The organism is Pseudomonas sp. 3A(2025) (assembly GCF_054589175.1).
Map to the genome: position 1 here is coordinate 59451 of NZ_BAAILM010000057.1, position 26789 is coordinate 86239.

Here is a 26789-nt window from a genome sequence, read left to right on the forward strand (position 1 = left end):
TTTTACATACGCAAGGCGATGTAGCCATAGCAAAAGGATGGCGCGGGCAAGATTGGGCCAACGGTTGCAATTGATTCGGCGCTTCAACACAATGCGACTTATTATCATTTGCGTACCACCGGGGCGCGCCTCATGCCTTCTCATCATCAGGGTGTGCATACGCTCTATATCGACCATCACCGCTGGCTGCATGCCTGGCTGCGCAGCCGGCTGGACAATGCCGCGGACGCGGCGGACCTGGTGCAGGACACCTTCATGCGCCTGCTCAACCGGCCCGAACGGCTGGAATTGAAAGCCCCACGTGCTTTCCTGAGGACAGTCGCCAAAGGACTGGTCGTCGACCACTGGCGCCGTGAGGAAATCGAGCGCGCTTATCTGGAGGCCCTTGCCCTGCGCCCGGAACTCGAATCGCCGTCTCCGGAATCGCGTGAGCTGGTCTTCGAACTGCTCGAAAGCATTGCGCGGATGCTCGATGGCCTGAAACCCAAGGTCAGGCGTGCATTTCTGCTGGCTCAGTGCGAGGGCATGCCCCATCAGCAGATTGCCGCGCAGATGGGGGTTTCGCTGCGCTCGGTAGAGCGTTATGTCGCCGATGCGCTTTATCATTGCTATCAGTTGCGGTACGGCACGTGAACCCGGCGGCTTCCCCGGATCAGCCTTCGCGGCAGGTCGTGCGCCAGGCTATCCAGTGGTCGTTGCGCCTGCAAGCGCGCCCGGTCGATGCGTCGGTGTACCAACAGTGCGAACGCTGGCGGGCACAGAGCCCCGAGCATGAGTGCGCATGGCAACGTGTCCTGACCCTCAACGGCGAGCTGAACACGCAGTTTCAGGCGCTGCCGGTTTCGGGCGCAGCCCTGGAGGCGCTGGAGCAGGGCACACAACGGCTCAGCCGCCGGCGGGCCTTGACGCTGTTGTCAGGCGTCGCGGTGCTCGGCTCGGCGGGCTGGTTGGCTCGCGACCTGGCGCCGGTGCAGCAGTGGCGCGCCGATTACGCCACCGGGGTCGGGCAGCGTGGCCGCTTTCGTCTGGCCGATGGCACGCAGTTGCAGCTCAATACCGACAGCGCGGTGGACCAGGACTTCAGCGGTCTACAGCCGCTGATCCGTCTGGTTCGGGGCGAAATTCTGGTGACCCTTGATACACCTTCGCGGCCCTTGCTCGTACGCAGCCGGCAGGCACTGTTCGAAACCCTGGGCGGACGTTTTGTCGTGCGTCAGGACAGCGACAGAACCCGGCTCAGCGTCAGCGCCGGCCAGGTGCTGGTCCGGCTGCTCGGCGCCAGCCCTGTCGAGGTTCGGGCCGGCCAGAATTACTCGGTCAGCGCCACGCAGGCGACCCTCGTCCAGCAGCCGGAAATGGACGCCATGGCCTGGGTCGACGGCTTGATCGTCACGCGCGGCATGTGCCTCGCAGCGTTTCTGTCCGAGGTGGCGCGCTACCGCAGGGGCCATCTGGCCTGTACCGACGACATCGCCGATTGGCAGCTGTCCGGGGTATTTCGTCTCGAAGACACCGACAAACTGCTGGCGGTGCTGCCGCAAACGCTGCCCGTTGAGGTGCGCTACCGCACGCCGTGGTGGGTCACCTTGAGCAAGCAGTCGCGGCATCAGGCCTGATCCGGTTTTTTTTGGCGGGTTTTTCACGCTTGGCCGGCTAAGAGAAATCACCCCCTCTTGACCCACCTGCTCACGGAACCCTCAATGATCCGGCAATTGATGTCTTCGCCCCTTCGCGCCCCACACCGCAACACGCTGGGTGCTGCGATTCGCCTTGCTGCACTGACCACTGCTATGGGCGCGGTTGTTCTGCCGGCGTCGGCTCTGGCTCAGGAGGCGCCAGCGGTGGCTGCAAGCACGCGCAGTTATTCGATTGCGCCTGCGCCGCTGAGCGAGGCGTTGAATCAATTCGCACGGCAGGCGGGCATCACCCTTTCGGCCACCCCTCAGCAGACGCAAGGCCTGCAATCGCCGGGGTTGCAGGGCAGCTATTCGGTCGAGCAGGGCCTGACGATCCTGCTGGGTGGCAACCCTTTGCAAGCGGTCTCTGCGGACGGCAGCCGTTACGTGCTCACCCGTGTGGCAAACGAACCCATGTCCCTGCCCACCACGGATATTCGCGGCTTTGCGCTGGGCAACGCGCTGGGCAGCGTCGATGGCTATAACGCCACGCACAGCCAGATCGCCACCAAGACCAGCACCGCGCTGCTGGAAACCTCGCAGTCGGTTTCCGTGGTGACACGCCAGCAAATGGACGATCAAGGCTCGCAGACCGTCGCCCAGACCATGCGCTATACCCCAGGCGTTCTGACCAACCCTTACGGTGCCACCCACCGCTACGATTACGTCGCCCTGCGCGGCTTCAACGACGGCTCTGTGGATAACATCTACCTCGACGGCCTCAAGTCGATGGGCGACAGCGGCACCTACAGCACCATGCAGGTAGACCCTTACTTTCTTGAGCGGGTCGATATCCTCAAGGGGCCTTCGTCGGTGCTTTACGGTCGCAGCTCGCCCGGTGGCTTGGTGGCGCTGACCAGCAAGAAGCCGCTGTTCACGCCTTATCACCAGATCCAGGCCACCGTCGGCACCCAGGGGCAGCGCGGCCTGGGGTTCGATTTCAGCGGCCCGGTCGATGACGACAAGCGCGTGGCCTATCGCTTGACCGGCCTGGTCGACCGGTCTGACACACAGTTCGATCATGCCGAAGAAAAACGCTACGCGCTGGCGCCGACCGTCAGCATCGACTTCACCGAAGACACCTCGCTGACGCTACAGGCCTACCTGCAGCACGATCCCGAGGGCGGTTATCACGGCGGCATTCCAGCCGATGGCAGCCTGCACCAGCGCAATGGCCGGCGTATCTCCGAGCACTTCTTCGATGGCGAACCCGGTGTCGACGGTTTCAGCCGGGATCAGCAGGCCTTCAGTTATCAGTTCGAGCATCGCCTCAACGATGTCTTCACCGCCCGGCAGAACTTCCGCTACCAAGAGTCGAAAGTCGAACTCGATCAGGTCTACGCCTATGGCTGGACGACGCCCACCAGCAACGAGCTGAACCGCTATTACTCAAGCGGCGACGAGCGTCTGCATGCGTTCATCATCGACAACATGCTGCAGGCCGATTTCTTCACCGGCAATGCCAAGCACACGTTGCTGTTCGGGGCGGACTACCAGCGGCGCAAGACCGTCGTGGACTGGACCAGCGGCGCGGTTGCCCCCCTGAACGGCTTCGAGCCTGTGTATGGTAATGACGCGATCAGCTATTACGACCCTACCCGCTACCTGCGCCGCCTGGAGCAAACCGGCGTTTACGCTCAGGACCTTATCGAGTGGAACCAGTGGCGCATCTCGCTGGGTCTGCGGCACGACTGGGTCGAGACCTCGGATGAAAATCGACTGGCCGAAGCGGGGCGACCGGTAGGCACCGAGCGCCAGGATAAACGCACCAAGACCACGGGCCGGGCAGGCGTGCTGTATCTGTTCGACAACGGCCTGGCGCCTTACCTGAGTTATTCGGAATCCTTCAACCCGAACTCGTATTCCGACAGCGCCGGCAATCCCCTGGCGCCGACGGACGGCAAGCAGTGGGAGGCCGGGATCAAATACCAGCCGCCAGGCACGGACGACCTGTTCACGGCGTCGGTGTTTCGCATCGAGCAGGAAAACCTCGCCTCCAAACTGCCTCAGGAGAACTTCTACCGGCCTATCGGCGCCGTGCGATCACAAGGGCTGGAGCTTGAAGCACACCTGCAACTGAGTGAGCAATTCAAACTATTGGGCAGCTACACGCTGACCGACATCGAATATTCGAAGTCCATGCCCAGCACGCTCAGCACAGCGGACAATGTTATCGAGAACCAAGGCCATTCGCCGACCCAGGCACCGAAACACATGGCGTCACTCTGGGGCGATTACGCGTTCAACAGTGGCGCACTCGACGGCCTGCGCCTGGGCGCGGGTGTGCGCTACGTGGGGTACAGCTGGGCCGACGCCGAAAACACGATGAAGGTGCCGTCCTACACGCTCTACGACGCGTCGGTCGGGTACGACCTGGGCAAGGTGGGGCTCAAGGGCCTGGACGTGCGGGTCAATGCCAACAACCTCACCAATGAATCCTACATCGCCTCCTGCGCCAGCCTGAGCTACTGCTACGTGGGCGAAGAGCGCAATGTGAGTGCGACGCTCAGTTATCAGTTCTGATAGGGGGGATCTGCGCGGACTCAACCGCTTGCACACGGGCCGTACAGGAACGAAGCAGCTTTTTGCGTTTCATATCCTGACCAGCAGGAGCCGAAACCCGGCAAGGAACGCGCATGAATTTCCTCAAGAAGCTTCTCGAATCGTTGAAACGACCTGCAACCCAGGACGTCCAGACCCCACCGCCGCCCGCCGAGCTGCATGAGCCGATGGCTCCTGACACCCCGGCTGAGGCGGACGCTGACGCGGCCAACCAGGCCGCCCGGCAAGCCAGCGCAGCGTGCCTGGACCGTCATTGGGGGGCTGTTGGCACTGTCGAGCGCGATGTCCTTTCCTACCTCATCAGCCCGAGCTTTTCGGGCGGCCCTCACTGGCCCTCGACCCGCCAGGCCTACCGCGTGATTCGCCGTGGCGATGCCGTCATCATCGCCACCGAGGGCCTGTCAGACCCCTTCGACGACACTGAAGGGATGGGCAATGGTTTCGAGATGGAACTGTTCGTGGAAACCGCCGATATCCCCGAGCATGCTCGCGGCGCCGTGGGCGAAGTCGATCCCTTGAAGCGCAGTTGGGCTTTCGAGCTGGTGGAGAACGTTGCCAGGACCGTGGCAGACGCTGGCGGCATCACCGCCCAGCTTGACCAGCACGGTGCGCTATCGCTGGAGATTCCCGGGTTCAGCCAGTCACACCACCTGAGCGATCAACTGCCCGGACACTTCGTGACCGCTGACGACGCTATCGGTGTCTTGCTGGGCGGCCCTGAACCGGATTTCCCTGACCGACTCGATGACATGCCTTTATCCCCGGTCAGGTTGGTGCCCGTGGTCTTGATCACCGCGGCAGAGCTTGACTATGTGCGTGCAGGTGGACGAGAGGCACGCGAAGAGCTGGTGAGCTGTCTGGCGGCAGCGGGCATCGGGCATATGAGCAGCCTGCATCGTGCCAGTGTTGTTTGATGGTTGGCTGAATGTGCGAAGCGCTGGACTTGTCCAAAGCGAGGAGGCCGGCGTATACAAGGCATCGAAATTACGCGCCAACCCAAAGGACTGATTCTGTGATCACCTGCCACCTCAAATACGTCATCGACCCCTACCAGTTGCCGGCCTTCGAGCGCTATGCGCGTCAATGGATCGGCCTGGTCAAACACTTTGGCGGCCAGCACCACGGCTATCTCATGCCGTCCGAAGGCGCCAACAATATTGCGTATTGCTCGTTCAGCTTTGCCAGCCTTGCCGATTACGAGCGTTATCGGCAGGAGGCGGCGCAAGATCCGGTGTGCATGCAATTGATGGATGAGGCCAATGAGCTGAAGTTCATCGTGAGTTATGAGCGCAGCTTCATGCGACCGGTGTTCGAATAAAGCCCGGCTGTCGTCAGCCTGTGGAGGCAAGCTATGCAGGCGACGAGGCCTGCAGAGCGTGCCTTTGCCCGAGCTGCTGGGCCGATACCAGGCAATGGCCGTCATTGTGCCGTGCTGCTTGCCGATGTGGTCGGTGGTGATCTATTTCTGTTTCTGTGAGCGCTTCGCACTCAATCGCGAGCAGAGCTCCCTCCTACAGGCTAATGCCGATCAGTTAAGACGATTTTCGCCGATATTTCGTCTGGCACCGGATCTGTAGGAGCGAGCGTAGAGCTCGCGAAAGGGTCCGTAAAATCAGCACATTTATGGTGGTTGTACCTCAGCATTCGCGAGCTTGCGCTCACTCCTACAGGCGGTGTTTTTTAATTCAATTTGCTAGGCCAGCACGAACTGCTTCAGCGCAGCCATCATCGCGATGACCAGAACAGCCAGCCCAATCGCTGAGGTCCATTGGGCTGGCGGGCTTTCCGAAAACCAGGAGCCTTTAGCAGGGTACTTTCCCAAGGTGAGAAGCTTCATCGGGGGCCAGCCGATAGGGAAGCAAATTGCCTGGAAAACAAATTCAGCCAGTACACCCAATAGTTCACCCATCGACCAGATCCTGCTGCATTAATCGTCCTGGCAGTTTGATCATGTTTCTCCAAATCCTTTTGTTATGGAGCTACCGTCATCACTTGTACATGAAGGGCGGCAGCGTTGTGCGGGTGTGCAAGGTCGGGGCAAAAGGAGCCCGACAGGGCAGAAGCCCTCCCTCACAGCGCTACCATAAGTTGCGTGCGCCAGCTCTGCGCTGACGCAGGTGGAGTTGCTGCGAAAAGAATAAGGGTGGCAGTTGTGCGCGGGTTCGCGGACCAGGACGATAGGTACCCGGCAGACCCGAAGGTCTCCTGCGCACAGCTGCCATAAACTGGATGTGCAGGCGTAAAAAAGCGCCTGTAATCGTCATGGGGGGGGGCACCTGTACGTCTATCGTTGGTCGGCTGAATTTGCAGTGACGGACGAACCGTAACCGCGAGCGTGATGATGTGCAACCTGAGATATTGGTTGTGCCGGCTTCATGCGCCGCCGATAACCAAGCTTGGGGACACCATGGCAGCCGTGCGCAAAATCATCATCTTGAACGATCAGCAGGGTGCCTGGATCAAGGCGCAGATCGATGCGGGGCGCTATGCCAGCGACAGTGAGTGCGTCCGCGATCTTATCCGGGGTGAACAGGCTCGGAGCGCCGGGGTTGAGGCTATTCGCCTTGCCTTGAACGAGGGCGAATCAAGCGGGGAGCCTCGCCTGTTCAGTGCTGATGAATTCAAAGGCAGAATGTTGAAAGCGCATGGGTGATGGCGATCGGTTAACGGCGACACGGATTCGTAGAGGCGCGCTTGGTCTGGGCTGCACGCGGGCGACTGGCTGAGTTGGCAGTCGTAAATTTTCATTGGTTAGACGATTTTTGTGAGCGCTGGCGCACTCAATCGCGGGTAAGCGCGCTCCTACAGGTCTTGTGGTGTACTTGGGATGGATTTGCCAAACCCCAGACAACAAAAAACCCGCACTAGGCGGGTTTTTTGTTCATTCAGATGCTGCATGCACCATCTGAATCTTAATGATGGTGCCCAGAGACGGAATCGAACCGCCGACACGGGGATTTTCAATCCCCTGCTCTACCGACTGAGCTATCTGGGCAACGGGGCGCATTAAACGTCTTTTTCGGCACCTCGTCAAACTTTTTTTGAAAAAAATCTGATTATTTACCGGCGCTTACGTCCGACACCCAGAAAACCCCTTATTTTTCGGGGGCGACGTAGCCTTCTGCCTGCGCGTATTCCTCGCCGGAGAAGTATTTGTCCATTTCGGCCTGGAGGAATTTTCGATCCTCGGCATTCATCATGTTCAGGCGGCGCTCGTTGATCAGCAGGGTCTGGTGCTTCTGCCAGTCGCCCCAGGCTTGCTGCGAGACGTGCTCGTAGATGTCGGTGCCCTTGGCGCCGGGGTAGGGTGGGCGCTCAAGGCCTGGCAGTTCTTGTTTGTACTTGCGGCACATTACGGTGCGGGTCATGACGACTCTCCTGCATTCAATACGTCGGCTGCGTGTTTGAGCAGCTTCTTCACCGGGGCGGCAAGGCCCAGGCGCGGTGGGGTGGCGAGGTTATACCAGAGCCAGTCGGCCTCGGCCACGCGGGCGGCGGATGCCTGAACCTGAACCAGCCAGGGCTCGATGCTGAGCTGAAAGTGGCTGAAGGTGTGCAGCACGCCCGGCAGTTGCTGGTGGTTGCCCAGCGCCAGTGCGTGCTGGTCGGCCAGGTGTTGCAGGTCGTCGAAGGCGTCGAGTTCCGGCAAGCTCCACAGGCCGCCCCACAGCCCGGTAGACGGGCGGCGGTAGAGCAGAATTTCGCCCTGGGCATTGGCCAGCAGCGGCATCAGCGTGCGTTTTTGCGGAATGCTCTTGCGTGGCTTGGGGATCGGGTAGCGGGTCTCCAGGCCCAGAAAGTGCGCTTCGCAACTGCGCTCCAGCGGGCACAGCAGGCAACTGGGTTTGCTGCGGGTGCACAGCGTGGCGCCCAGGTCCATCATCGCCTGGGTGTAGTGGTTGGCCCGTGCATGGGGCGTAAAACGCTCTGCAACCGCCCACAGTTGGCGTGCGACCGCAGGCTCCCCCGGATAACCCTCTTGCGCCACATAACGCGCCAGAACGCGTTTTACGTTGCCGTCCAGAATCGGCGCCCGAATGCCCATGCTGATGCTGGCAATGGCGCCGGCGGTCGACAGGCCGATGCCTGGCAGTTCGGTCAGTTGCTCGACGCTGCGCGGAAACTCGCCGCCGTGTTCGGCGACGACGATCTTTGCGGTCTTTTGCAGGTTGCGGGCGCGGGTGTAGTAGCCCAGCCCGGTCCACAGGTGCAGCACTTCGTCTTCCGGCGCATCGGCCAGCGCCTGCACGTCGGGCAGGGCGGCCATGAACCGGTCGAAGTAGTTGAGCACCGTGCTGACCTGGGTCTGTTGCAGCATGATTTCCGACACCCATACCCGGTACGGGTTGATGTTCTGCTGCCAGGGCAGGTCGTGGCGGCCGTGGACATCGAACCAGTCCAGCACCGCCTGGGAGAACTGCTCAGGTGGCAGAGCGTGTGCAGCATTCATCGATTGAACAGCCCTTTGAGTGCGTCTTTGAGTTCCGGGCTGACCTTGTCGCCCAGTTTTTCGTCGATCTTGTCGTTCAGCTTGTTGCGCGCTTCGTCACCGAGCAGCTTGGCGGCGATCTGGCCCAGGCCTTCTTTTTCCACGCGGCAGGCCTTGGCGCCCAGCTCCAGCGGGCCACGGCAGCGCATCGGCCATTCCAGACCGACATAGCGCTCGTTGACCTGGCAGCCAGGGTCGGGCATCTCGCTCTTGTCGCCTTCGATGACGATGCCCACGCGGTAGTCCATGCCCAGCACGCGCAGGTCGATGTCGCCACGGCCGTTGACGGTCAGGCCGGGAATGCGCGCCTTGAGGTCCGGGTTGGTGGCCACGCCGTTGCGAATCGTCAGGCTGCCGCCCAGTTGCTGGAACGGGGTGTCCTTGCCGCGCGGCTCGCCGCTCAGCGGTTTGCGGTTGAGGAAGGCGATGCCCTGGCACAGTTGCTGTTCGAGGTTGGCGTTGACCAGCACGCCGTTGTTCACGGTGAAGCTGGCGGTGCCGTCGAGGCTGTCGATCAGCGCTTTTTGGCTGTTGCCCTGGCCGCTCAGGTCGCTGTTGAGGGTCAGTTGGCCACGCACCGGCGGGGTCTGGCCCTGGCTTTCCAGTACGCGCTCGACCGGCACCTTGGCCACGCGGGTCTGCACGCTCAAGGCCGGAATGTCCTGACGGGCATCGAGGTTGCCCTTGACCTCGAAGTTGCCGTTGTAGAGGTCGCCGCGCAGGCTCTCGATGCGGATGACGCCGCCCGCGGCCTGGGTCTTGAGCGCGGCGTTGTCGATCGGCAGCTTGTTGGCGATCAGTTTGCCGAAGCTCAGGTCGGCTTCCACGTCCAGGCTGCGCAGGCGCTCCAGTGGCAGCAGTTTGTCGTTGCTCCAGGCGGCCTTGCTCGGCTGTTCAGGCAGCGGCGTGGTGCCGGCACCGGCCACGGCGGCGGCTTCGCTGCCTTGCACTTCGGCCTGACGCGCGGCCTTGGTGCCCTTGGTGGTTTCGCTTTCGGCCGGGCGATAGCGGTCGGCGTTGAAGGTGTCGGCCTTGAGTTGCAGGCGCAGTGCCTGACGGGCGAAATCTTCGACGGCGATGCGGCCGGTGAAAGTGCTGTCGTCGAGCTTGAGGTTGAGCTGATCGAGAATCAGGCTGGTCGGCGTGCCGCTCAGGCGGGTGACCATCTCGATCTTGCTCAGGGCACCGTTACCCATGGCGGGCAGCGGCTGGCCGATGCCGTCCATGAAGGTGCGCAGGTCGAACTGGGCAATCGACAGGCCGCCGCTGACCTGCGGGGTCTTGTCCAGCTCACGCACGCGCAGTTCACCCAGGGCGCGCAACTGGTTGGCCGACACTTTCAGGCTGTTCCATTCGGCGATGTTGGCAGTCAGATCTGCCAGCAACTGGCCCTGGGCAACGAAGGTGACGGTCTTGCCTTGCAGCGGCTCGCCAGCCAGTTCGCCCGACAAGCGCATGTCTTCGAACTGATAGCGCTTGAGCGCGCGGTCTATACGCAGGTTGCCGACCAGTTCGGTGCGCGCCCGTACGACAGGCTGGTTGGCATTGAAGAACGCGGTGAGCTTGAGGGCGATGTCCGAGCCTTCGCGCACGGGGCCTGTGCTCAGTTGAATGCTCTCGGCGCTGTAGGTCTTGCCGGCGGCTTCGTCGGTGTACTGCACGCGGGCGTTGTTGACGGTCAGGCTGTCGATGTCGAGTTTGAGCGGCCGCGAAGGTTTTTCAGGTTCCGCAGGCGCAGTCGATGTGCCGTCGGCGGGCGGGGTGGAGGCCTGATCGGTGCTGCTGACCGGCTTGCCGATGTCTTCCCAGTTGCCGTGGCCGCTCTTGTCGCGCAGCAGGATCAGGTTCAGGCCTTCGACGCGGATATCGCTCATCTGTACTTCGCGGCGCAACAGCGGCAGTACGCGCACCGACAGGCCGAGCATTTGCAGATCGGCGAACGGCTGGGTCGGGTTCTTCAGGGTCGCGACCTGTGCTTCATGCAGTTCCAGGCCCAGCCACGGAAACAGGCTCCAGCCGATATCGCCGTTGAGGGTCAGTTCGATATTGGCCTTGTCGCGGGCCAGCTGGCGGATTTCGTCTTTGTAGTCGTTGGGATCAAATAGATGGGTCAAGGCAAAGCCGAGAGCCACGATGATCAGCAACAACCCGAGGACAAACAGCCCCAGAATTTTGCCGAACGCTTTCATAAGCGGATCCTTGTGGTCAATCAGTTGAAATCAGGTCAGAGAGTATACCGATCTGGCCGCCACGGCGGGCGCGGCTGCCGTAATGGCCGGTCAGGTGGAAAAAGGCGGGCGCGAACCGCTATAGCCTTCTATGCTCTTTACGCATGTTTCAGCATTAAAACGCTTTGCGATTCGGCAACTACTGCTTATTGGTTATATCTATTGCGCGATAGATAGAGCGTATTGATCACGTAATAAAAAACATGTAACAAAAACACTTAACTGTCCCCGACAAGTGCTAATCTTGCGCCATCGTCGAGCAGATGCGGCTTTTTGCCACATCTTCGTAACCCCTTGAATAACAACGTCATGGTCTTCCCTTTAAGGAAAAACCAAGGGGTTTCGGCGTCATTGTCCTTGCGAGCATTCCTTACATTGGGGTTATTACAATGAGTACAAGCACAGCGTTGGGTGGTTCGTCCGCCCCGTCTGCGTTCTTGTCCAAAGAGCGCATTATTGCCAAGCCGGGTTTCAACCGCTGGCTGGTTCCACCGGCTGCTCTGGCCATCCATCTGTGTATCGGCATGGCGTATGGCTTTTCGGTGTTCTGGTTGCCGTTGTCCAAGGCCATCGGCATTTCCAAACCCGTTGCTTGCGCGCCCGACATGGGCTTTTTTGCCCAGATGTTCGCTTCGACCTGCGACTGGCAGATCTCGATGCTGGGCTGGATCTACACGCTGTTCTTCATCTTCCTCGGCTGCTCGGCAGCCATCTGGGGTGGCTGGCTGGAACACGCAGGCCCGCGCAAGGCCGGTGTCGTCTCGGCACTGTGCTGGTGTGGCGGTCTGCTGATTTCCGCGCTGGGTATTCATACCCACCAGATCTGGCTGATGTGGCTCGGTTCGGGCGTGATCGGCGGTATCGGTCTGGGCCTGGGCTATATCTCGCCGGTATCGACCCTGATCAAGTGGTTCCCGGACAAGCGCGGCATGGCCACCGGTATGGCGATCATGGGCTTCGGTGGTGGTGCGATGGTCGGTGCGCCGCTGGCGACCGCATTGATGAATCACTTTGCTACCGCTGACAGCGTCGGCGTATGGCAGAGCTTCGCGGTCATGGCCGTGATCTACTTCGTGTTCATGATGGGCGGCGCGCTGGGCTACCGCGTGCCGCCGACCGGCTGGAAGCCTGAAGGCTGGACGGCTCCTGCCAAGAAAGCCAACAACCAGATGATCACCGACCGCCATGTGCACGTCAGCGTGGCCTGGAAAACCCCGCAGTTCCGTCTGGTGTGGCTGGTGCTGTGCCTGAACGTTTCGGCTGGTATCGGTATTCTCGGCATGGCCTCGCCACTGTTGCAGGAAGTGTTTGCGGGCAAGTTGCTGGGCAACACGCTGACCTTCAGCGAACTGAACGCCGACCAGCTCAAGGCCATCGCCGCCATCGCGGCAGGCTTCACCGGTCTGTTGAGCCTGTTCAACATCGGTGGGCGCTTCTTCTGGGCTTCGTGCTCGGACTACATCGGTCGCAAGGCCACCTACTTTGTGTTCTTCGCCCTGGGCTTTGTGCTGTACGCCTCGGTGCCGACACTGGGTCACCTGGGCAGCATCGCGCTGTTCGTCGCGGCGTTCTGTGTGGTGCTGTCGATGTACGGTGGCGGTTTCGCCACCGTGCCGGCTTACCTGGCCGACCTGTTCGGTACACAGATGGTCGGTGCGATTCACGGTCGCCTGCTGACCGCCTGGGCCGCTGCTGGCGTACTGGGTCCGGTACTGGTCAACTACCTGCGCGAGTACCAGTTGAGCCATGGCGTGGCGCGTGCCGATGCCTATGACATCACCCTGTATATCCTCGCAGGCCTCTTGGTGCTGGGTTTTGTCTGCAACCTGCTGATTCGTCCGGTGGCCGACAAGTACTTCATGACCGACGCTGAACTGGCCGCCGAGCGCGCCATCGGTCACGACAAGAGCACCGGCACCGCTGCGGTACTGGAATGGAAAGCCGCTCCTGGCAGCGCGCCATTCGTGATCGCTGCCTGGCTGGCGGTGGGCATCCCGCTGGCGTGGGGCGTGTGGGTCACGCTGCAGAAGACGGCGGTGTTGTTTAACTGATCGTCGATTTACGAACGATTGGAGATCGTTGTAGGAGCGGCTTCAGCCGCGAAGGGCCTTAACACCGTATCGCGCCTTTCCCGACTGAAGTCGGTCCTACAGAGTTCGGTATAGCCAAATGAAAAAAGCGCCCCTTGCAGGCGCTTTTTTATGGGCGATACAAAAGGTCAGAGGACCTTGGCTGCCTTGTTCTTGAAGTAGTAAGCCGCCGCCAGCACACCCAGCCAGATCGGCATCGCGATCACCGAACTGCTGATGCCCGGCGTCAGGTACATGATCACCAGAATCCCCAGCAAGAACGCCAGGCAGATGTAGTTGGTCGCAGGATAGCCCCAGCTCTGGAAGCGCGTGACCTGGCCGGCCTGGCGCTTGGCGGCGCGGAATTTCAGGTGGGTGAGGGTGATCAGCACCCAGTTGATCACCAGCGAGGCAACCACCAGCGCCATCAGCAGTTTGAAGGCTTCGCCGGGCATCACGTAGTTGATCAGCACGCACAGGCCGGTGGCGAAGGCCGAGACCAGCAGCGCATTGATCGGCACGCCGCGGGCGTTGACCTTGAGCATGGCCTTGGGCGCGTTACCCTGGGCGGCCAGGCCGAACATCATTCGGCTGTTGCTGTACACGCAGCTGTTGTAAACCGACAGCGCGGCGGTCAGCACCACGACGTTGAGGATGGTCGCCACAAAGTTGCTGTTCAGGTCATGGAAGATCAACACGAACGGGCTGCCGCCGGTGACCACGTTTTGCCACGGGTACAGGCTCAGCAGTATGGTCAGGGCGCCTACATAGAAAATCAGGATGCGGTAGATCACCTGATTGGTGGCTTTCGGGATGCTGCGCTGCGGGTCCTGGGCTTCGGCGGCGGTGATGCCGATCAGTTCCAGGCCGCCGAACGAGAACATGATGAAGGCCATGGCCATCAGCAGGCCCTTGAAACCGTGGGGGAAGAAGCCGTCGTGCTGCCACAGGTTGGCAACCGAGGCCTGCGGGCCGCCGGTGCCGCTGGCCAGCAGCCAGGCGCCGAACACGATCATGCTGACGATGGCCAGCACCTTGATGATTGAAAACCAGAACTCCATCTCGCCGAAGATCTTCACGCTGGTCAGGTTGATCAGGTTGATGATCACGAAGAATATCGCCGCCGATGCCCAGGTCGGTACATCCGGCCACCAGTACTGCACATACACGCCCACGGCGGTCAGTTCGGCCATGCCCACCAGCACATACAGCACCCAGTAGTTCCAGCCCGACATAAAGCCGGCCTTTGGCCCCCAGTAACGGTTGGCGAAGTGGCTGAAGGTACCGGCCACTGGCTCTTCAACGGCCATTTCGCCGAGTTGGCGCATGATGAAAAACGCGATCAGGCCGGCCACCGCATAACCCAGGATCACCGAAGGACCGGCCATGCTGACGGTGTGCGCGACGCCCAGGAACAAGCCGGTGCCGATGGCGCCGCCCAGAGCAATCAACTGGATGTGCCTGTTCTTCAAACCGCGTTTTAGCGGTTCAGGCTGTGCAGGTTGGGTCATTGTTATCCCCGGAGTGTGAATGACGGATTGGCTCGCTGGTTGCCGAGCTCTTCTGAACGAAAGTGGATATAGCAAGGCGGGTGCCATTTTGCAGGGGCGTGATTCTGCACCCTGCGTCGGCTCACGGATAGTTCAATTAAGCTGATAGGCTTTGTGGTCCGGATCCATATCAAGCGTGGGCGAACGTCTTAATGAAAATAAATGAAATCGACGACTTCGATCTGAAAATTCTGACGCTGTTGCAGGCCAATGGCCGACTGACAAATCAGGAACTCAGTGATCTGGTCGGCCTTTCGGCTTCGCAGTGTTCACGGCGCCGGATCGGCCTGGAGCACAATCACCTGATTCTCGGTTATCACGCCCGTATTGCCCCGCAGGCCTTGGGCCGCGAGGTACTGGCGATGATCGAGGTGCGCCTGATCAGCCACCGTACCGAGCACCGCGAGCGCTTCCAGTCGCTGGTGGCGAGCCTGCATTCGATCATCGATGCCTACAAAACTACCGGCGATGCCGACTACACGCTCAAGGTTGCGGTAGCCGATCTGGACAGCCTCAACCGGCTGATGGAGTTGATTACCGCCAGTGACAGCGTCGCGCATATCAAGACGGCGGTGGTGCTGGAGCGTTTAAAAGAAAACAGCGTGGTGATTGTGGCCGAAGAGGCCAAGGCTGCACTGTCTTGATGCACTAAAAGCTTTTTGTGTGCGCAAACGATGCGTCATTTGTTTGTTGGATGTTTATTTTGCGCATATATAATCCTATATTCGCGAGTAATGGTCTTATTGGTTAATATTGGCGCTCATTATGTGAGCCCCGAGCAGCACCATGACCACCACCGTTGCCTCTGAAAAGCCCCTGAAGACCCGGCACTCGATCCAGGAAGACGTCTTTGCCATTGTCATTGCCACGGCGATGATCTCTTTCGCCCTGTTGTTGCTGCGCCAGGCTGGCGTGATGACCGGCGGCACGGCAGGCATCGCGCTGTTTCTGCATTACAGCTACGCGATACCGTTCGGCATGGCGTTCTTTGCACTCAACCTGCCGTTCTATTACCTGGCCCTGCGGCGCATGGGCCTGGCGTTCACGCTCAAGACCTTTTGTGCGGTGGGGCTGGTGTCGTTCTTCTCCGATTTCCATGGCCAGTTCATCCATATCGACCAGTTGCAGCCGTTGTATGCTGCCCTGATCGGCAACGCGCTGCTGGGCGTCGGTTTCCTGATGATGTTCCGCCACAAGGCCAGTCTGGGTGGTGTTAACATCCTTGCCCTGTATCTTCAGGACCGGTATGGCTTCAAGGCGGGCTGGTCGCAGATGGCGGTGGATATCTGCGTGCTGCTTGCCTCGCTGAGCTTCATCAGCGCGCCGGTCTTGCTGTTTTCGGTGCTTGGCGCCGTATTGCTGAATTTCATCATTGCGCAAAACCACAGAGCCGACCGTTACTCGGCCTGATTCATCTACCTTCAGGAGTTTGTCCGCATGCTTGCCCACGTGGAGTCGTACGCCGGTGACCCGATCCTTTCGCTGATGGAAACCTTTGGCAAGGATCCGCGCACCGACAAGGTCAATCTGAGCATCGGTCTTTACTATGACGCCGAGGGCCGCATCCCGCGCCTGGACACCGCCGTACGCGCCCAGCACGAACTCGATGCCGGCGAACAGGCCGCTTGCGTGTACCTGCCGATGGAAGGCCTGGCGCCGTATCGTCAGGCGATCCAGACCTTGCTGTTCGGTGCCGAGCACCCGCTGCTCAAGGCCGGCCGCATCGCGACCATCCAGACCGTCGGCGGCTCGGGCGCACTGAAGGTCGGTGCCGATTTCCTCAAGTATGCGTTTCCTGAATCGCAGGTGTGGGTCAGCGATCCGACCTGGGAAAACCACATCGCGCTGTTCGGCGGCGCGGGTTTCAAGGTCAACACCTACCCGTACTTCGACAAGCGCACCGGCGGTGTCGACTTCGACGCCATGCTCGCCACCCTGCAAGGTTTGCCGGCGCGCAGCATCGTGCTGCTGCACCCGTGCTGCCACAATCCGACCGGTGCCGATCTGAGCACCGGGCAATGGGATCAGGTGATCGAGGTGGTCAAGCGCAACGAACTGATCGCGTTCATGGACATCGCCTACCAGGGCTTCGGCGCCGGCATGGAGCAGGACGCCTACGCGATCCGTGCGATGGCCGAGGCTGGCGTCACCACGCTGGTGAGCAACTCGTTCTCGAAGATTTTCTCGCTGTACGGCGAGCGCGTCGGCGGTTTGTCGGTGGTCTGCGAAGACGCCGAACTGGCCGAGCGCGTGCTGGGCCAGCTCAAGGCTACCGTGCGTCGCAACTACTCCAGCCCGCCGGTACACGGCGCGCAGATCGTCGCGCGCGTACTCAATACCCCGGCCCTGCGCCAGGACTGGCTGGCCGAAGTCGAAGCCATGCGCGTACGTATCATCCAGATGCGCGAGCGTCTGGTGGCAGTACTGGCCGAGAAAGCCCCGCAACAGGATTTCAGCTTCATCACCCGCCAGCACGGGATGTTCAGCTACACCGGCTTGACCGGCGAGCAGGTCGATGAGTTGCGCAACACCCATGGCGTCTACCTGGTGCGCAGCGGCCGCCTGTGCCTGTCGGGCCTGAACGAAGCCAACGTCGACAAAGTCGCCACCGCCATCGCCAGCCTGTTCGCGAAATAAGCCACACCCCCGTAGGGGCTGCGTTATCAATGACAAGGAGTCCAGCGCATGAAATTCGGCTACACGATCATCTACGTCACGGATGTCCCGGCCTCGTTGGCGTTTTTCAACGCGGCCTTTGGGCTGACCACCCGCTTTCTCCACGAGTCCGGCACCTACGGCGAGCTGGAGACCGGCGAAACCGCGCTGGCCTTTGCTGCCGATGAGCTGGCAGCGCTGAATTTCCCCAGCGGACATATCTCGGCCCACGCCTCGGACAAGCCCTTGGGCATGGAAGTCGGGCTGGTCACCGACGATGTCCCTGCGGCTCACGCGCGTGCCCTGGCAGCCGGTGCCACCGAGCTTTCCAGCCCGCAGACCAAGCCATGGGGCCAGACCGTAGCGTATGTCCGTTGCCCGGACGGCACGCTCGTGGAGTTGTGTTCGCCCATCGGCTGAACGCATTAAATCGCCATCCCGTCGTGTATCGGCTTCATGCCGGGCGCTTCTGGGCCTATAATGCTCGCCTTTTTCGCTACTGATTTTGCGGAGCTGGTGATGGCCGAACGTAAGGTATCCGTCGAACGCGATACTCTGGAAACCCAGATCAAGGTCTCGATCAACCTGGATGGCACCGGAAAGGCCCGATTCGATATCGGTGTTCCCTTCCTTGAGCACATGCTTGACCAGATCGCCCGCCACGGGCTGATCGACCTGGATATCGAGTGCAAGGGCGACCTGGACATCGACGACCACCATACCGTGGAGGACGTCGGCATTACCCTGGGTCAGGCCTTCGCCAAGGCGATCGGCGACAAGAAAGGCATCCGTCGTTATGGCCATGCCTATGTGCCGCTCGATGAAGCGCTGTCGCGTGTGGTCATCGACTTCTCGGGTCGTCCGGGCCTGCAGATGCACGTGCCGTACACCCGTGCGGTGGTCGGTCGTTTCGATGTCGACCTGTTCCAGGAGTTCTTCCAGGGCTTCGTCAACCACGCGCTGGTCAGCCTGCACATCGACAACCTGCGCGGCACCAACACCCACCACCAGATCGAAACCGTCTTCAAGGCATTCGGCCGCGCGCTGCGCATGGCCATCGAACTCGACGACCGTATGGCCGGGCAAATGCCGTCGACCAAGGGTGTGCTCTGATGCAGACAGTGGCAGTTATCGATTACGGCATGGGCAACCTGCACTCGGTCGCCAAGGCGCTTGAGCACGTAGGCGCCGGCAAGGTCGTGATCAGCAGCGACGCCAAGGTCATTCGTGAAGCCGACCGGGTTGTATTCCCCGGTGTCGGTGCGATCCGCGACTGCATGGCCGAGATCCGCCGCCTGGGCTTTGACGAACTGGTGCGCGAGGTCAGCAAGGACCGTCCGTTTCTCGGCATCTGCGTCGGCATGCAAGCCTTGCTCGACCGCAGCGAAGAGAACGACGGCGTCGACTGCATCGGCGTGTTTCCGGGCCAGGTGAAGTTCTTCGGCAAGGATCTGCACGAAGACGGCGAGCACCTCAAAGTGCCGCACATGGGCTGGAACCAGGTCAGCCAGGCAGTCGACCACCCGCTGTGGCACGACATTCCGGACCAGGCGCGTTTCTACTTCGTGCACAGCTACTACATCGCGGCGGCGAATGCGCGCCAGGTCGTCGGTCGCGGGCACTACGGCGTCGATTTCGCCGCTGCACTCGCCGACGGCTCGCGTTTTGCCGTGCAATTCCACCCCGAGAAAAGCCATACCCACGGCCTGCAGTTGCTGCAGAACTTCGTGGCGTGGGACGGGCGCTGGTAAACATTAATGAACACAGTGTGCCCGTAGGAGCGGCTTTAGCCGCGAATGACGACGGTGCCTGTTTCGCGGCTAAAGCGGATCGCCGCCCGGCCGCTACTACGAACAGAGAGAAAAGAATGCTGATCATTCCTGCAATCGACCTCAAAGACGGCGCCTGTGTGCGTCTGCGCCAAGGCCGTATGGAAGATTCCACGGTGTTTTCCGATGACCCGGTAAGCATGGCCGCCAAGTGGGTCGAGGGCGGTTGCCGTCGTCTGCACCTGGTCGACCTGAATGGCGCCTTCGAAGGCCAGCCAGTCAACGGTGAAGTGGTCACGGCCATTGCCAAGCGTTACCCGCACCTGCCGATCCAGATCGGCGGCGGCATTCGTTCGCTGGAAACCATCGAGCATTACGTCAAGGCTGGCGTCAGCTACGTGATCATCGGCACCAAGGCGGTCAAGCAGCCTGAGTTCGTGGCCGAAGCCTGCCGTGCCTTTCCCGGCAAGGTGATCGTGGGTCTGGACGCCAAGGACGGTTTCGTCGCCACCGACGGCTGGGCCGAGATCAGCTCGGTACAGGTCATCGATCTGGCCAAGCGTTTCGAGGCTGATGGCGTGTCGGCGATCGTCTACACCGACATCGCCAAGGACGGCATGATGCAAGGCTGCAACGTGCCGTTCACCGCAGCGCTGGCGCAAGCCACGCGCATTCCGGTGATCGCCTCGGGCGGCATCCATAATCTGGGCGACATCAAGGCCCTGCTGGATGCAAAAACCCCAGGCATCATCGGCGCGATCACGGGACGCGCGATTTACGAAGGCACCCTGGACGTCGCCGAGGCCCAGGCCTTTTGCGACAACGCCAGCTAGAAGCTTCAAGCGGCAAGCGGCAAGTAAGAGCGAAAGCAAAAGCGATGCGCTCTACTTGCTGCCGCGTTATTCCATACACCGCGACCTGCTTTAGCTTGCCGCTTGAAGCTATAAGCTTATAGCTCCCGCCTCTCCGAAGGAGTCTTCCATGGCTTTGGCCAAACGCATCATCCCTTGCCTGGACGTCGACAACGGTCGTGTGGTCAAGGGCGTCAAGTTCGAGAACATCCGCGATGCCGGTGACCCGGTGGAAATCGCCCGGCGTTACAACGAGCAGGGTGCGGACGAAATCACCTTTCTGGACATCACCGCCAGCGTCGACGGTCGTGACACCACACTGCATACCGTCGAGCGCATGGCCAGCCAGGTGTTCATCCCGCTGACCGTGGGCGGCGGCGTGCGCACGGTGATGGACATCCGCAACCTGCTCAATGCCGGTGCTGACAAGGTCTCGATCAACACCGCCGCAGTGTTCAACCCGGAGTTCGTCGGCGAGGCCGCTGCGCGGTTTGGCTCGCAGTGCATCGTGGTCGCCATCGACGCCAAGAAGGTCTCCGGTCCGGGCGAAACTCCGCGCTGGGAAATCTTCACCCATGGCGGCCGCAAGCCGACCGGCCTCGATGCCGTGGAGTGGGCGAAGAAGATGGAAGGCCTGGGCGCCGGTGAAATACTGCTCACCAGCATGGACCAGGACGGCATGAAGAACGGCTTTGACCTGGGCGTGACCCGCGCCATCAGCGATGCGCTGGGCATTCCGGTGATCGCTTCTGGCGGCGTCGGCAACCTGGAGCACCTGGCGGCCGGCGTGCTGGAAGGCCATGCCAGCGCAGTGCTGGCGGCGAGCATCTTCCACTTCGGCGAGTACACCGTGCCCGAAGCCAAGGCCTACATGGCCCAGCGCGGCATCGTGGTGCGCTGAAAAGATGGACTGCCGGGACGGGCAAAAGCGTGCGTCCCGGTAGACAGTCCGATAGCTTCGCGTCACTCTGCACCGGTCGTCATGTTCGAGTCCCGAAATATGCTCAAGGGTCTTCTGCTTGTACTGCTGGGTCTGATCCCGTTTCTAAGTTCTGTGGCGCGCGGCGGTGAGGCGGGAGTTCGCAAGATCGTCCTGCTGACCGAGAACTATCCGCCCTACAACATGGCCGTGGACGGCAAGAACTTTGCCCAGGACGATAACCTCGACGGTATCTCGGTGCAGATCATGCGCGAGACGTTCAAGCGCGCCGGGGTCGAATACAACCTGACACTGCGCTTTCCGTGGGAGCGGATTTACAAGCTCGCCCTGGAAAATCCGGGTTATGCGGTGTTCTCCACGGTGCGTACGCCTGAGCGCGAGCCCCTGTTCAAGTGGGTCGGGCCTATCGCCCCGGTCGAGTGGGTGCTGCTGGCCCGCGCCGACAGCCCTATCGTTCAACTCACTGACCTGGAACAAGCCAAAAGCTACCGTGTGGGCGCCTACAAGGGCGATGCCCTAGCCGAGCATCTGTTGCTCAAGGGGTTTGATCCGGTCTTGATGCTGCGCGACCAGGACAACCCGCGGCGGCTGGCCAACGGTCAGCTCGACCTGTGGGCCACCGCTGATCCTGTCGGCCGCTGGCTGGCGCGTCAGGACGGCATTACCGGGCTCAAGACCGTGCTGCGTTTCAAGAAGGCCGAGTTGTACCTGGCCCTCAACAAAGACACCCCGCAACCGCTGGTGGACCGCCTGCAAAAAGCCCTCGACCAGATGCGCGCCGAGGGGGTGATCGAGCAGATTATGGATAAGTACCTTTAAGCAAATCCTCACGCACCGCCGATCGTTGATCCGCATGGTCATAGGCATAGGTGCAGACCTTCAGCGGCAAGCGTCGGGCGAAGGGAGTCAGGCTGCGCCAGACGCGCTTGTAGCCTGTCGGGTCATTGCAATCGGTAGTGTCCGGCGGGCCGGCCTTGAAAGTGTGCCGGCTGACCCGTTCCCCGCCATGTTGCCAGGTGATGGTGTAAGAGTCGGTGGTCCGGGTGATGTTCACCTCGGGCGGGCTTGGCGGGCTAGGCGCCTGAAGCTCGACAGCCAGGGTCAGCGCATTGCGCAGTACACCTTGAGTGGGGCGTTCATCCGCTGAGTCGACCCCCAGAATACACAGCAGGTGGGTACCTGCCCGTGGACCGATCAGATCGTCTATGCGGGCATCGGAGGCTGCGATCGTATGGCTGTAATGGTCCGGGTTTTCGCATTCAAGGGTCTGGCTGACTGCCTTATAGCGGTAGAACGGTTTATCGATGGAAAACGCTACGTCCCAACGCGGATAAACCGGTTTGCCCTGCGCATCCTCTATCACCTTGGCGTAACGCCCGTGCCGTGCCAAGACCGCGAGTTCTATCGAGAAGACCGGAAACAGTGGGCAAATCCGTGGGTCGGCCTTGAACTCGCCATCGACAAAGCAACGGCGCAGATAATCCACAGGATTACCGAAGTTACCGCTACGAGCGTCTGGGGTCTGTACCAGGTTCGGGTTCTTGCCCGTGCTCGACAATGTCGTGGTGTTGAGCACTGCAATGACCTGGTTGGAGTCGCGGGTCACTACTGGGCTTCCCGAGCTGCCTGTCTCGACATCGAGGCACTGATTTTTCAGGTTATGGCGCCAGACCCAAGGGTGTTCGATGACTGCCCCGGCGCTTTGCAAGGTACAGGCTGCAAGGCGCAAATAAGGCGTTTCGAAGGGCAGAGGAGCCCCCACGAGCAAAATATCGGTGCCGGTGGCGGGTATCTCTTCGGCCGCTTTCAGCGGCTGGATGCCCGCCTGAATCAGGCTGTTCAGTGAGGTGTCCAGTTCAACGATTGCCAGGTCAACGCCTTGCATGCTGCTCCAGATCACGCGTTTGAGTGGGTAGGGCTGTTGCTGCATGAGGGTGTCGGCGAAGTAATTGAACGTCACCGCTCCGGTGACCGGCTCATTATCCAGAATGACGCCGTTGTGTTTTCGATAAAGGCAATGCCCGCTGGTGAGTACATAAGCAGGCGCTGTCACAGCGCTGTTAGCGGATCGGGTATCGATCAGGGTGGCGGTACAGGAGCGGCCGCCGTCGCTTTGAATCCGGCCGATGCCCTTCCAGTGGTCATGACGACCGTCCTGGTTGTTAAGGACTCTGGAGGGCATCAGGTTTTGCAGACCGTCGCCGTAGTCGGCCGACTGGGCTGACGCCGCCAGAGAACTGAGGGCCAATACACAACTTATAGAGGCAGGAAGTATCGATTTCATGGCTGTCCTTGCGCTTGAAAAGCCCCGTCCTGGGGCAGGTCAACGCATATAACCAGCCAGATAACCTGTCTGTGCGGTAACTAAATAGCGCCTGCCTGAAACCGGTCAATCACGATAGATACCGTTCTTGCCGTGGGCTGCCGTCGCTTCATTGCCGCGCACGCTGATCATCCGGCGCAGACCGATCAATTCGACCCCTTGCGCCTTCAGGCGTGGTAGTTCTCGCTCCAGTACCTCCAGTGTCACCGGGTAGGGATGACCGATGACCACGGCCGAGCCTTGTTTATGCGCCAGCTCGATGGCAATCCTGAGTTGCCGGGTGATGGCCTCGGCAGTGCGCTCATCGTCTAGAAATACATCCCGCGACAGGCTGGCGAGGCCGATTTTTTGCGCTTGGGCTGCGGCCACGGTTTTCGCGCTGGTGCGGCTGTCGATGAAAAACAGGTTCTGGCGCTGCAACTCGGCCATCAACCAGCCCATCGCCTCCGGTTCTGCAGTCATGCGGCTGCCCATGTGGTTATTGAGGCCAGTCGCAAACGGCACCTTGAGCAGAGCAGCGTCCAGTCGGCTTTGCAGTTCGCTGGTCGGCAGGCCGGGGTGCCAGGCGTAAGGGCCAGTAGCCGGGTCCATGGGCATGTGCAGGATCACGGTCTTGCCGGCCTTGTGCGCCTGCAGGGCAAACTCGGTGGCGTGCGGGGTGTCGGGCATGATCGCCAGCGTCACCGGCCCCGGCAGTGCCAGGGTACGGCTGTCCCTGGCCGGGTTCTGGCCCAGGTCGTCGATGATGACGCTCAGGTAGGCGCGCTTGGGCGGTTGGCCGGCGGCGCTGAACGTTACGGCGGTAAGCAGTAACGCCAGTGCCAGCCTGGGTAGGGATAACCGGCGCATCAGTTACCGCGGGTGATACTCAAGCCCTTGAGCAGGCTGAGGGCCTGATTGAGCTGGTAATCCTCATCCTGCGGGCGTGCCTTGCCGGGCGTGCTCTTGACGGTCGGCTTGTCGGCGCCGCCGTTGCCATTGCCCAGGTGGCCCAGCAGGTCGGCTTCGCGGTAGTTCTCGCCGTCGGCTTCGCTGGTCAGCTTGGCGCGGCGCACCACGATATCCGGGTTGATGCCCTGTGCCTGGATCGAGCGGCCGTTGGGGGTGTAGTACAGCGCGGTGGTGATCTTCAGGGCGCGGTCGTTGTTCAGCGGCAGCACGGTTTGCACCGAGCCTTTGCCGAAGGTGTCGGTGCCCATCAGGATGCCGCGCTTCTGGTCTTGCAGGGCACCGGCGACGATCTCCGAGGCCGAGGCGCTGCCGCCGTTGATCAGTACCGCCAATGGCACGCCTTCGCTGGCGTCGGCCGGGTCGGCATAGAAGCGCAGCTCGGAGTTGGCGATACGGCCCTTGGTGTAGACGATCATGCCCTTGGTCAGGAAGTGGTCGGCCACCGCGACGGCCGATTGCAGCACGCCGCCGGGGTTGTTGCGCAGGTCGAGAATGACGCCGCTGAGCTTCTTGTTGCCGTTGTCCTTGCGCAGCTTGGCCAGTGCCTTGCCAACCTCGTCGCCGGTCTTGACCTGGAACTGGGTGATGCGGATGTAGCCGTAGCCGCTTTCAAGCAGCTGCGCCTTGACGCTCTTGACCTGAATGGTCGCGCGCGCCAGGGTCACGTCGAATGGATTACCGCCATCACGCACCAGGGTCAGGGTGATTTTTTCACCGATCTTGCCGCGCATCTTGTCGACCGCTTCCTGCATGGTCTGGCCTTGAGTCGGTGCGCCGTTGATCTTGACGATCAGGTCGCCGGCCTCGATGCCTGCCTTGGACGCCGGGGTGTCGTCGATGGGCGAGACCACTTTGACGAAGCCGTCTTCAACGCCGACTTCGATACCCAGGCCGCCGAATTCACCACTGGTGCTTTCTTGCAGCTCCTGGAAATCTTCCGGACCCAGATAGGCCGAGTGCGGATCAAGGTTGCTGAGCATGCCCTTGATGGCATTCTCCAGCAGGGTCTTGTCGTCGACCGGCTCGACATAGGCGGCCTTGACCCGGTCCAGCACCTCGGCAAAGGTGCGCAGCTCATCCAGCGGCAACGGTGGCTTGGCGTTGGCGGGGGCGACTGCGGGGGCTGGCGCGGTTTTTTCGGCGGCCAGCGCCAGCGGTGCGCCGACCACGAGGGCAATCGCCAGGGCCAGCGAGGTGAGGCGGGACAGATGCTGCATGTCTGACAAGCTCCTGAAGAAAGTGGCGCCGACTTATCCTTGAGTGCGGCACCATTGGGCCGGATCGCTGGGGCGACCCTGCTGACGTATGGCGAAATACAGCGCTGCTGTGTCCTGGCCACCACTGTTACCGGCCGTGGCGATCGGTTCACCGGCCTTGACGATGTCGCCGGCCTCTTTGAGCAGGCTCTGGTTGTGCCCGTACAGGGTCAGATAACCGTTGCCATGATCGAGAATGACCAGAAGTCCCGAGCCGCGCAACCAGTCGGCGAACACCACGCGCCCGCCGTGGACGGCGCGCACCTGGCTGCCGGCAGTGGCACTGATCATCACGCCGTCCCAGCGTGAACGTTCATCGTCGCCGCGCGCTTCACCGAAGCGTGCAAGCAGTCGACCATTGATCGGCCATGGAAGTTTACCTTTGGCCTCTGCAAACGCGCCGCCGTACGTGGCGCCGCCGCTGGACACCGCAGGGCCGGGGGGTTGGACCGGGCGCGACGGAGCGGGTTCAGTCTCGACCCTGGTCTCGCGGCGGCTTTCACGTTCATTGCGGGCCAGGGCTTCGCGCTGACGCTGCTGTTCACGCTCGCGCTGACGTTGTGCCTCGGCTTCAGCCTCGCGAGCGGCGATCAGCGCTTTCTGGCGCGCTTCCTCGGCTTCGCGGGCCTGGCGGGCGAGGGTTTCTTCAATCGTCTTGAGCACATTGTTCAGCTCGGCCTGGTCCTGCTGGCGAGCCTGTAGCTTCTGGTCGCCGACCTTGTAGTCCTGATTGATCTTGCCCAGCACTTTCTGGCGCTCTTCGCGCACCTTGCCCAGCTCCTGGCCACGGCTTTCGAGATCGCTTTTCTGCACCAGTAACTGGGCCTGTTGCAGGTCGATGTCTTTTTCGACCCCGGCCAGCTGGCGCAGCGTCTCGTTGAACTGACGCAACTGTTCGGTACGCGCCTTGCTCAGGTAATCGTAGTAGGTGAGGGTGCGGGCGAATTTTTCCGGGTGTTGCTGGTTAAGCAACAGCTTGAGGTATTCCTGGTGACCGCCCTGATAGGCGGCACGGGCCTGCACAGCGATCAGGCGTTGTTGTTCAAGCTTGGCTTCACCCAGTTTTTTCTTTTCATGGTCGAGCCTTTGCAGCTCGACTTCGGTCTTTTTTAGTTCGTGTTGCAGGACCTCGACCTGCTTTTCCAGCTTGCCCATTTCGGTTTCAGTGGTTCGCAGGTCCTTTTGAACCCCGCTCTTTTCCGCCTGTAGCTTGTTGAGCATCTTTTGCAGCTCAGCAACGTCCTGGCGCGCAGCGTCTATCTGTTTTTGGGTCTGGGCACGCTCATCCTCGGCAAATGCCGGGTTGAGCATACAGATCAGAACAAGAGTGATCAGGGCGCGAAACATGTGGGTGAGCGATACCGAGCAAGGGTGAAAAAAACGATGGGCCTAGTATGCCCGTCATGTCTGGCAAAACAAATGTCCGGTGGTGTTCGCGGCTAAGGCGGCACGCCGCTTTAGCCGCGAACG

Annotated in this window: 25 protein-coding genes and 1 tRNA gene; 16 read left to right on the plus strand and 10 right to left on the minus strand. The window is 61.1% G+C overall.

What is annotated here, in order from left to right:
* Positions 1 to 132 precede the first annotated feature (132 nt).
* From ACYP2A_RS20790 to ACYP2A_RS20810, 5 genes are all read left to right on the plus strand, one after another.
* Positions 133 to 633, plus strand: a complete 501-nt coding sequence (locus ACYP2A_RS20790; protein ID WP_459747751.1) for a sigma-70 family RNA polymerase sigma factor — start codon at positions 133 to 135, stop codon at positions 631 to 633.
* Entirely contained in the window at positions 630 to 1616 is a 987-nt protein-coding gene (locus ACYP2A_RS20795) for a FecR domain-containing protein (RefSeq protein ID WP_459747752.1), read from the plus strand. The genes ACYP2A_RS20790 and ACYP2A_RS20795 overlap by 4 nt, the downstream gene beginning before the upstream one ends.
* A gap of 99 nt (positions 1617 to 1715) precedes the next feature.
* Positions 1716 to 4199 (plus strand): TonB-dependent siderophore receptor, encoded by a 2484-nt coding sequence (locus ACYP2A_RS20800; RefSeq protein WP_459747753.1) that lies wholly within the window; start codon positions 1716 to 1718, stop codon positions 4197 to 4199.
* 113 nt (positions 4200 to 4312) lie between these two features.
* Entirely contained in the window at positions 4313 to 5152 is an 840-nt protein-coding gene (locus ACYP2A_RS20805) for a suppressor of fused domain protein (RefSeq protein ID WP_459747754.1), read from the plus strand.
* 98 nt (positions 5153 to 5250) lie between these two features.
* The gene (locus ACYP2A_RS20810; RefSeq protein WP_459747755.1) at positions 5251 to 5556 is read left to right on the plus strand and encodes an NIPSNAP family protein; all 306 of its coding nucleotides are present in this window, start codon (positions 5251 to 5253) and stop codon (positions 5554 to 5556) included.
* 375 nt (positions 5557 to 5931) lie between these two features.
* On the opposite strand, the gene ACYP2A_RS20815 is transcribed toward ACYP2A_RS20810, so the two are convergent.
* Positions 5932 to 6147, minus strand: a complete 216-nt coding sequence (locus ACYP2A_RS20815) for a hypothetical protein (RefSeq protein WP_459747756.1) — start codon at positions 6145 to 6147, stop codon at positions 5932 to 5934.
* 498 nt (positions 6148 to 6645) lie between these two features.
* On the opposite strand from ACYP2A_RS20815, the gene ACYP2A_RS20820 reads away from it, so the two are divergent.
* Positions 6646 to 6891, plus strand: a complete 246-nt coding sequence (locus tag ACYP2A_RS20820; RefSeq protein ID WP_459747757.1) for a type II toxin-antitoxin system ParD family antitoxin — start codon at positions 6646 to 6648, stop codon at positions 6889 to 6891.
* Positions 6892 to 7157: 266 nt separating this feature from the next.
* On the opposite strand, the gene ACYP2A_RS20825 is transcribed toward ACYP2A_RS20820, so the two are convergent.
* The 4 genes from ACYP2A_RS20825 to ACYP2A_RS20840 all read right to left on the minus strand — a co-directional run bounded on the left by ACYP2A_RS20825 (position 7158) and on the right by ACYP2A_RS20840 (position 10916).
* A tRNA-Phe gene (locus tag ACYP2A_RS20825) sits at positions 7158 to 7233 on the minus strand.
* A 100-nt stretch (positions 7234 to 7333) separates the two neighbouring features.
* Positions 7334 to 7606 (minus strand): oxidative damage protection protein, encoded by a 273-nt coding sequence (locus ACYP2A_RS20830; RefSeq protein WP_459747758.1) that lies wholly within the window; start codon positions 7604 to 7606, stop codon positions 7334 to 7336.
* Positions 7603 to 8670: an A/G-specific adenine glycosylase gene (gene mutY / locus ACYP2A_RS20835; protein WP_459747793.1), complete on the minus strand. Its 1068-nt coding sequence runs from the start codon at positions 8668 to 8670 to the stop codon at positions 7603 to 7605. Before mutY ends, ACYP2A_RS20830 begins: the two co-directional genes overlap by 4 nt.
* Before the next feature lie 14 nt (positions 8671 to 8684).
* Positions 8685 to 10916, minus strand: coding sequence for an AsmA family protein (locus ACYP2A_RS20840; RefSeq protein WP_459747759.1), 2232 nt, complete (start codon positions 10914 to 10916; stop codon positions 8685 to 8687).
* Between the two features lie 428 nt (positions 10917 to 11344).
* Between ACYP2A_RS20840 and ACYP2A_RS20845 the strand changes: the two genes are divergently transcribed.
* Positions 11345 to 13006 carry an OFA family MFS transporter gene (locus ACYP2A_RS20845; protein WP_459747760.1) on the plus strand — a complete coding sequence of 554 codons (1662 nt, stop codon included), beginning with the start codon at positions 11345 to 11347 and terminating at the stop codon, positions 13004 to 13006.
* A gap of 167 nt (positions 13007 to 13173) precedes the next feature.
* On the opposite strand, the gene ACYP2A_RS20850 is transcribed toward ACYP2A_RS20845, so the two are convergent.
* Positions 13174 to 14535: an amino acid permease gene (locus ACYP2A_RS20850; protein ID WP_459747761.1), complete on the minus strand. Its 1362-nt coding sequence runs from the start codon at positions 14533 to 14535 to the stop codon at positions 13174 to 13176.
* Between the two features lie 191 nt (positions 14536 to 14726).
* On the opposite strand from ACYP2A_RS20850, the gene ACYP2A_RS20855 reads away from it, so the two are divergent.
* The 9 genes from ACYP2A_RS20855 (at position 14727) to ACYP2A_RS20895 (ending at position 21608) form a co-directional block, all read left to right on the plus strand.
* Positions 14727 to 15218, plus strand: a complete 492-nt coding sequence (locus ACYP2A_RS20855) for an Lrp/AsnC family transcriptional regulator (RefSeq protein WP_459747762.1) — start codon at positions 14727 to 14729, stop codon at positions 15216 to 15218.
* A gap of 142 nt (positions 15219 to 15360) precedes the next feature.
* Positions 15361 to 15984 (plus strand): YitT family protein, encoded by a 624-nt coding sequence (locus tag ACYP2A_RS20860; RefSeq protein ID WP_459747763.1) that lies wholly within the window; start codon positions 15361 to 15363, stop codon positions 15982 to 15984.
* Between the two features lie 27 nt (positions 15985 to 16011).
* Positions 16012 to 17211 carry an amino acid aminotransferase gene (locus ACYP2A_RS20865; RefSeq protein ID WP_459747764.1) on the plus strand — a complete coding sequence of 400 codons (1200 nt, stop codon included), beginning with the start codon at positions 16012 to 16014 and terminating at the stop codon, positions 17209 to 17211.
* A 48-nt stretch (positions 17212 to 17259) separates the two neighbouring features.
* Positions 17260 to 17649, plus strand: coding sequence for a VOC family protein (locus tag ACYP2A_RS20870; protein WP_459747765.1), 390 nt, complete (start codon positions 17260 to 17262; stop codon positions 17647 to 17649).
* A gap of 99 nt (positions 17650 to 17748) precedes the next feature.
* Entirely contained in the window at positions 17749 to 18342 is a 594-nt protein-coding gene (gene hisB / locus ACYP2A_RS20875; RefSeq protein WP_459747766.1) for an imidazoleglycerol-phosphate dehydratase HisB, read from the plus strand.
* Positions 18342 to 18980 carry an imidazole glycerol phosphate synthase subunit HisH gene (hisH, locus tag ACYP2A_RS20880; RefSeq protein WP_459747767.1) on the plus strand — a complete coding sequence of 213 codons (639 nt, stop codon included), beginning with the start codon at positions 18342 to 18344 and terminating at the stop codon, positions 18978 to 18980. The genes hisB and hisH overlap by 1 nt, the downstream gene beginning before the upstream one ends.
* Positions 18981 to 19096: 116 nt before the next feature.
* Complete coding sequence (gene hisA / locus ACYP2A_RS20885) at positions 19097 to 19831, plus strand: 1-(5-phosphoribosyl)-5-[(5-phosphoribosylamino)methylideneamino]imidazole-4-carboxamide isomerase (protein ID WP_459747768.1); 735 nt, start codon at positions 19097 to 19099, stop codon at positions 19829 to 19831.
* Positions 19832 to 19979: 148 nt separating this feature from the next.
* Complete coding sequence (gene hisF / locus ACYP2A_RS20890) at positions 19980 to 20750, plus strand: imidazole glycerol phosphate synthase subunit HisF (protein ID WP_459747769.1); 771 nt, start codon at positions 19980 to 19982, stop codon at positions 20748 to 20750.
* Between the two features lie 99 nt (positions 20751 to 20849).
* The gene (locus tag ACYP2A_RS20895) at positions 20850 to 21608 is read left to right on the plus strand and encodes a substrate-binding periplasmic protein (RefSeq protein WP_459747794.1); all 759 of its coding nucleotides are present in this window, start codon (positions 20850 to 20852) and stop codon (positions 21606 to 21608) included.
* Here ACYP2A_RS20895 and ACYP2A_RS20900 read toward each other — a convergent pair.
* From ACYP2A_RS20900 to ACYP2A_RS20915, 4 genes are all read right to left on the minus strand, one after another.
* Positions 21589 to 23073, minus strand: coding sequence for a trypsin-like serine peptidase (locus ACYP2A_RS20900; RefSeq protein ID WP_459747770.1), 1485 nt, complete (start codon positions 23071 to 23073; stop codon positions 21589 to 21591). The two genes, ACYP2A_RS20895 and ACYP2A_RS20900, sit on opposite strands and share 20 nt — an antisense overlap.
* Before the next feature lie 105 nt (positions 23074 to 23178).
* Positions 23179 to 23961, minus strand: a complete 783-nt coding sequence (locus ACYP2A_RS20905) for a divergent polysaccharide deacetylase family protein (RefSeq protein WP_459747771.1) — start codon at positions 23959 to 23961, stop codon at positions 23179 to 23181.
* The gene (locus ACYP2A_RS20910; RefSeq protein ID WP_459747772.1) at positions 23961 to 25280 is read right to left on the minus strand and encodes a S41 family peptidase; all 1320 of its coding nucleotides are present in this window, start codon (positions 25278 to 25280) and stop codon (positions 23961 to 23963) included. Before ACYP2A_RS20910 ends, ACYP2A_RS20905 begins: the two co-directional genes overlap by 1 nt.
* Before the next feature lie 33 nt (positions 25281 to 25313).
* Positions 25314 to 26666 (minus strand): murein hydrolase activator EnvC family protein, encoded by a 1353-nt coding sequence (locus ACYP2A_RS20915; protein ID WP_459747773.1) that lies wholly within the window; start codon positions 26664 to 26666, stop codon positions 25314 to 25316.
* Positions 26667 to 26789: the final 123 nt, after the last annotated feature.

Excerpts from the sequence above, each read along its gene's own strand:
- ACYP2A_RS20790 (WP_459747751.1), top strand. The coding sequence starts at position 133 with ATGCCTTCTCATCATCAGGGTGTGCATACGCTCTATATCGACCATCAC.
- ACYP2A_RS20800 (WP_459747753.1), top strand. The coding sequence starts at position 1,716 with ATGTCTTCGCCCCTTCGCGCCCCACACCGCAACACGCTGGGTGCTGCG.
- ACYP2A_RS20805 (WP_459747754.1), top strand. The coding sequence starts at position 4,313 with ATGAATTTCCTCAAGAAGCTTCTCGAATCGTTGAAACGACCTGCAACC.
- ACYP2A_RS20815 (WP_459747756.1), bottom strand. The coding sequence starts at position 6,147 with ATGGGTGAACTATTGGGTGTACTGGCTGAATTTGTTTTCCAGGCAATT.
- ACYP2A_RS20820 (WP_459747757.1), top strand. The coding sequence starts at position 6,646 with ATGGCAGCCGTGCGCAAAATCATCATCTTGAACGATCAGCAGGGTGCC.
- ACYP2A_RS20830 (WP_459747758.1), bottom strand. The coding sequence starts at position 7,606 with ATGACCCGCACCGTAATGTGCCGCAAGTACAAACAAGAACTGCCAGGC.
- ACYP2A_RS20840 (WP_459747759.1), bottom strand. The coding sequence starts at position 10,916 with ATGAAAGCGTTCGGCAAAATTCTGGGGCTGTTTGTCCTCGGGTTGTTG.
- ACYP2A_RS20845 (WP_459747760.1), top strand. The coding sequence starts at position 11,345 with ATGAGTACAAGCACAGCGTTGGGTGGTTCGTCCGCCCCGTCTGCGTTC.
- ACYP2A_RS20850 (WP_459747761.1), bottom strand. The coding sequence starts at position 14,535 with ATGACCCAACCTGCACAGCCTGAACCGCTAAAACGCGGTTTGAAGAAC.
- ACYP2A_RS20855 (WP_459747762.1), top strand. The coding sequence starts at position 14,727 with ATGAAAATAAATGAAATCGACGACTTCGATCTGAAAATTCTGACGCTG.
- ACYP2A_RS20860 (WP_459747763.1), top strand. The coding sequence starts at position 15,361 with ATGACCACCACCGTTGCCTCTGAAAAGCCCCTGAAGACCCGGCACTCG.
- ACYP2A_RS20865 (WP_459747764.1), top strand. The coding sequence starts at position 16,012 with ATGCTTGCCCACGTGGAGTCGTACGCCGGTGACCCGATCCTTTCGCTG.
- ACYP2A_RS20870 (WP_459747765.1), top strand. The coding sequence starts at position 17,260 with ATGAAATTCGGCTACACGATCATCTACGTCACGGATGTCCCGGCCTCG.
- hisB (WP_459747766.1), top strand. The coding sequence starts at position 17,749 with ATGGCCGAACGTAAGGTATCCGTCGAACGCGATACTCTGGAAACCCAG.
- hisH (WP_459747767.1), top strand. The coding sequence starts at position 18,342 with ATGCAGACAGTGGCAGTTATCGATTACGGCATGGGCAACCTGCACTCG.
- hisA (WP_459747768.1), top strand. The coding sequence starts at position 19,097 with ATGCTGATCATTCCTGCAATCGACCTCAAAGACGGCGCCTGTGTGCGT.
- hisF (WP_459747769.1), top strand. The coding sequence starts at position 19,980 with ATGGCTTTGGCCAAACGCATCATCCCTTGCCTGGACGTCGACAACGGT.
- ACYP2A_RS20895 (WP_459747794.1), top strand. The coding sequence starts at position 20,850 with ATGCTCAAGGGTCTTCTGCTTGTACTGCTGGGTCTGATCCCGTTTCTA.
- ACYP2A_RS20900 (WP_459747770.1), bottom strand. The coding sequence starts at position 23,073 with ATGAAATCGATACTTCCTGCCTCTATAAGTTGTGTATTGGCCCTCAGT.
- ACYP2A_RS20905 (WP_459747771.1), bottom strand. The coding sequence starts at position 23,961 with ATGCGCCGGTTATCCCTACCCAGGCTGGCACTGGCGTTACTGCTTACC.
- ACYP2A_RS20910 (WP_459747772.1), bottom strand. The coding sequence starts at position 25,280 with ATGCAGCATCTGTCCCGCCTCACCTCGCTGGCCCTGGCGATTGCCCTC.
- ACYP2A_RS20915 (WP_459747773.1), bottom strand. The coding sequence starts at position 26,666 with ATGTTTCGCGCCCTGATCACTCTTGTTCTGATCTGTATGCTCAACCCG.